5 protein-coding genes are annotated in these 4550 nt (G+C 69.4%); all 5 read right to left on the bottom strand.

The genetic code is table 11. The features are described from left to right. Window positions 1–667: NAD-dependent epimerase/dehydratase family protein (locus tag QR78_RS30360; protein WP_048431358.1), on the bottom strand; the 667-nt coding region annotated here is incomplete at its 3' end. Then, entirely contained in the window at window positions 657–1733 is a 1077-nt protein-coding gene (gene gmd, locus QR78_RS30355; protein WP_048431357.1) for a GDP-mannose 4,6-dehydratase, read from the bottom strand. The genes gmd and QR78_RS30360, both read right to left, overlap by 11 nt. A gap of 446 nt (window positions 1734–2179) precedes the next feature. After that, on the bottom strand, window positions 2180–2701 hold the full coding sequence (gene ldtR, locus QR78_RS30350) for a transcriptional regulator LdtR (RefSeq protein ID WP_048431356.1): 522 nt from the start codon (window positions 2699–2701) through the stop codon (window positions 2180–2182). Between the two features lie 173 nt (window positions 2702–2874). Beyond that, the gene (locus QR78_RS30345; RefSeq protein ID WP_048431355.1) at window positions 2875–3336 is read right to left on the bottom strand and encodes a DUF6163 family protein; all 462 of its coding nucleotides are present in this window, start codon (window positions 3334–3336) and stop codon (window positions 2875–2877) included. Window positions 3337–3339: 3 nt separating this feature from the next. Then, entirely contained in the window at window positions 3340–4392 is a 1053-nt protein-coding gene (locus tag QR78_RS30340; RefSeq protein WP_048431354.1) for an enoyl-CoA hydratase/isomerase family protein, read from the bottom strand. Window positions 4393–4550: the final 158 nt, after the last annotated feature.

Raw genomic sequence — 4550 nt, 5'->3', positions numbered from 1 at the left:
TGACGAGCTCGTCGTCGCCCCGCCGCTTGGCCTCGTGCGCCTTGCGGATGAGCGCCGGCAGGACGTGGCTCCCGGCGAGGTCGAAATTGTCCTCCGGGCCGTAGAGATTGGTCGGCATCGCCGAGACGAAGTCGCAGCCGTGCTGGCGGCGATAGGCCTGGGCGAGCTTGATTCCGGCGATCTTGGCGATCGCGTACCACTCGTTCGTCGGTTCGAGCGGACCGGTCAGCAGGGCGTCCTCGGCGATCGGCTGGGGGGCGAATTTCGGGTAGATGCAGCTCGACCCGAGGACGAGCAGCTTCCCGACGCCGCTGCGGCGGGCCGCCTCGGCGACGTTCGCCTGGATCATCAGGTTGTCGTAGAGAAAATCCGCCGGGTAGGTGGCGTTGGCCAGGATGCCGCCGACGCGGGCGGCCGCCAGCACGACGGCGTCGGGACGCGCCGTCGCCATCCAGGCCTCGGTCTCGGCCTGGCGCGTGAGGTCGACCGTGCGGCGGTCGGCGGTCAGGATCTCACAGCCCTCGCGGGCGAGGCGCCGCACCACCGCGCTCCCGACCATGCCCCGGTGCCCGGCGACCCAGACGCGCTTGCCGGCGAGCGGGTAGAGGATCTCACTCGACGAGGTGTCAGGCGGCGAGGTCTCATTCGGCAGAGTTTCATTCGGCATGGCGCGGCTGCTCCCGGGCGAGGGTCGCGAGATCGTGGCGCACCATCTCGGCGCAGAGTTCGCGCCACGTGGTGTCGTGGGTCCAGCCGAGCTTCTCGTGCGCCTTGGTCGGATCGCCGATCAGGAGGTCGACCTCGGTCGGCCGGAAGTAGCGCGGGTCGACCTCGACGAGGACGCGGCCGGTGCGGGTGCAACGCGCCGTCTCCTCGACCCCGCGGCCCGACCACTCGAGCCCGATCCCGGCCTCCGCGAAGGCGGCGGTCACGAAGTCGCGCACCAGGGTCGTCTCGCCGGTCGCCAGCACGTAGTCGTCGGGCTGGTCCTGCTGCAGCATCAGCCACATGCCGCGGGCGTATTCGCGGGCGTGGCCCCAGTCGCGGCGGGCGTCGAGATTGCCGAGATAGAGCGTGTCCTGCCGGCCGTGCTTGATCGCCGCCACCGCCCGGGTGATCTTGCGGGTGACGAAGGTCTCGCCGCGCAGCGGGCTCTCGTGGTTGAACAGGATGCCGTTCGAGGCGTGCATCCCGTAGGCCTCGCGGTAGTTCACGGTGATCCAGTAGGCGTAGAGCTTGGCCGCCGCGTAGGGGCTGCGCGGATAGAACGGCGTCGTCTCGCTCTGCGGCACCTGCTGGACGAGCCCGTAGAGCTCGGAGGTCGAGGCCTGGTAGAACCGCGTGTGCTGGGTCAAGCCCAGGATGCGGATCGCTTCCAGGATCCGCAACGTGCCGAGGCCGTCGGCGTTGGCGGTATATTCCGGCGTCTCGAAGCTGACCTGGACGTGGCTCTGCGCGGCGAGGTTGTAGATCTCGTGCGGCTGGACCTGCTGGATCACGCGGATCAGGTTCGTCGAATCGGTCATGTCGCCGTAGTGGAGCACGAAGCGCTGGTCGAGGACGTGCGGGTCCTGATAGAGGTGCTCGATGCGTCCGGTGTTGAACGACGACGACCGTCGTTTGATGCCGTGGACGATGTAGCCCTTCTGCAGCAGGAGTTCCGACAGGTAGGCGCCGTCCTGCCCCGTCACGCCGGTGATCAGGGCGACCTTCCTCGAATTCTCGATCGTCATCGTTCACCACAAATTACTTAGGTATTTCTAAAATTATATTTTAAAAATATTTTTTGATCAAGACGGAACCTGCGCATGCCGCTCATTCGACAGGCCGGCCCGTCGAGAGGGTCAACGATCGGCAAAGACCGGGCGCGAAACTCCCGGGTAGCACCGTCGAGCCCGATACCCGGACCACCCCAGGACCCTGCCGGGGCCTGCACGCCGGAGAGCCGCGCCGGAGAGCGGTGGTGGCCGGCGGCGACCGCGACGAGACCGGAGCATTGTCCGACGCGGCGGATGCCGGCTCGTCGCAGAAAACGTGGCAAAATCAGAGATTGGAGAGCTTCGCGACGGCAACGCGATCGTGACGTCCTCTCGCGGATGTCTCCGCCACCCTCGCCCCGGGGCCTGGGTCGGCGCCCGGGAGCGATCACCGCGGGCGCCGTCGCGGCGCCCGGCGGACGTCAGAGGCGGTAGCGGATCTGGTCGGTCCAGAAGCGCTCGAGCCGGGCGAGCGCCACGTTGAGGCGGCCGAAATCGTCCTCCGAGATGCCGCCGATCGGCTGGATCGTCTTGGCGTGCTTGTCGTAGAGCCCGCGGACGATCTCGTGGACCTCGCGGCCCTTGTCGGTGAGGCTGATGCGGACCGAGCGGCGGTCGGTCTTCGAGCGGGCGTGGTGCAGGTAGCCGGTCTCGACCAGCTTCTTGACGTTGTACGAGACGTTGGAGCCCAGGTAGTAGCCGCGGGTGCGCAGCTCGCTCGCGGTCAGCTCCTTGTCGCCGATGTTGTAGAGCAGCAGCGCCTGGACGCTGTTGACGTCCTCGCGGCCGCGGCGCTCGAACTCGTCCTTGATCACGTCGAGGAGGCGGCGGTGCAGGCGCTCCACGAGGTGCAGCGCTTCGAGGTAGTGGGGGCGCACCGCGGTCTCGACCTCGGTCTCGGGAGCGGAGATCGTCTGAGCCGCCTTCATCGCCTGGGACTTCATGGGAACGCCTCACTCTGTACGGGGGTGCTCGGCGGTGTCTCCCGCTCCGCTTATGGGTTCAAATTAGGCGCACCCCGTGAATGTGAGTTTAAACGACAGGATAAATTCTCGATTTACCTCTGTCGGTAAACCGAAGATGAACCGGATCATTCACTTTCGAGAAAGGTTGAGGATCAGCGTAGTTCGCGCGAAGCCAGCCAGGATACGGTGAAGTAGACCAGGATGATCATGCCGTCGAAGGCGAGGCTCGGGAGCGACATCGGCAGGAGCTGCGGCGTCAGCAGGGCGAGCACGATCGCCGAGGTGGCGGCGAGCAGCCAGACCACCCCGCCCCAGGCGGTGGCGAGCCACAACCCCACCGCGGCCAGCAGGTTGATGACGCCGAAATAGACGATCACCGCCTGCCGGCCGATCGGGGCCGTCTCGAACGGTGCGGCGTTGGGGCGGGCGCCCAGGATCTCGGCCCAGGCGCTCAGGCCCTTGACCATCCAGACCACCGCCACGATCCGCATGAGCCAGACCAGGACCACGTCCCAGCGCGTCTCGGGCCGCGGCGCCCGGCGCTCGATGCGGTCGGCCGTCTCCTCGGGACCCGCCCGCCGGGGACCGCCCCGGACCTTGCTGAGCGAGCGCATGGCCTAAGTGAAGCTCGGCTCGCCGGGCATCGGCGCGAGATGGGCGTCGACGTCCGCGGCCGTGACGGCCTCCAGGGTGGCGGGCCGCCAGTCCGGCTTGCCGTCCCGGTCGATCAGCACCGAGCGGACGCCCTCGTAGAAATCGTGCCCGCGCAGGATCCGGCACAGGATGCGGTATTCGAGCCGCATCGCCTCCGGGAAGGACAGGGAGGCGCCGCGGCGCATCTGCGCCAGCGCCAGGTGCAGGCTGGTGGGCGAGCGGGTGCGGATCGTCGCGGCGGTCTTTTTCGCGAAGTCGGAGCCGGCGGCGTCGAGGCGGGTGAGCACCCCGGCCACGGTGTCGGCCGAGAAGCAGGCTTCGATGAGCGCCCGCTCGGCGTGGACCGGGCCGGGGACCGGCGCCTCGTGGAGGCCGATCGCCGTCTCGACCGGCCGGCCCTCCGCGAGCGCGTCGCGGATCGCCGGAAAGGCCGAAGCCGGAGCGGCGTGGGTCGCGAGCCCGAAGGCGACGACGTCGCCCTGCCCGATCCGCTCGCCGGTGAGCGCCAGGTAGGTGCCGACGAAGCCCGGCAGGCGCGGCAGCGCGTAGGTGGCGCCGACATCGGGGAAGAAGCCGATCCCGGTCTCCGGCATCGCGAAGGCGGTGCGCTCCGCCGCGACCCGGTGCGAGCCGTGCAGCGACACGCCGACGCCGCCGCCCATCACGATGCCGTCGATCAAGGCGATGTAGGGCTTGGGGTAGCGCTGGATCAGCGCGTTGAGCTCGTATTCCTCGCGGAAGAAGGTCTCGGCCTCGGCATGGCGCCCGGCGCTCCCCTCCTCGTGGATGCGGCGGATGTCGCCGCCGGCGCAGAAGGCGCGCTCGCCGGCGCCCTGGATCACCACCCGGGTCACCGCCGGGTCCGCCGCCCAGGCGTCGAGGGCACGGCGCAAGGCCCGCACCATCTCGAGGGTGAGCGCGTTCAGCGCCTTCGGCCGGTTGAGGGTGAGGAAGCCCGCCGCCCCCCGCCGCTCGACGAGCACCGTGTCGTCCGCCGTCCCGCCCGCGTCGCTCATGGTGCCGCTCTCCCCCGGTTAAGGGCGGTTAACCGCCCGGGGCCCGTCGCGTCAACGCCGCCACCCGTCTCCGCGACCTGCCGAGCGCCCGCGGCACTGCCGAGCGCCCGCGGCCCTGCCGAGCGCCCGCGGCCCTGCCGAGCGCCCGCGGCCCTGCC

Source organism: Methylobacterium indicum (assembly GCF_001043895.1).
Lineage (GTDB): Bacteria > Pseudomonadota > Alphaproteobacteria > Rhizobiales > Beijerinckiaceae > Methylobacterium > Methylobacterium indicum.
Note: the sequence above shows the minus strand (reverse complement) of the source record. Positions and strands in the feature narration are given on the sequence as shown.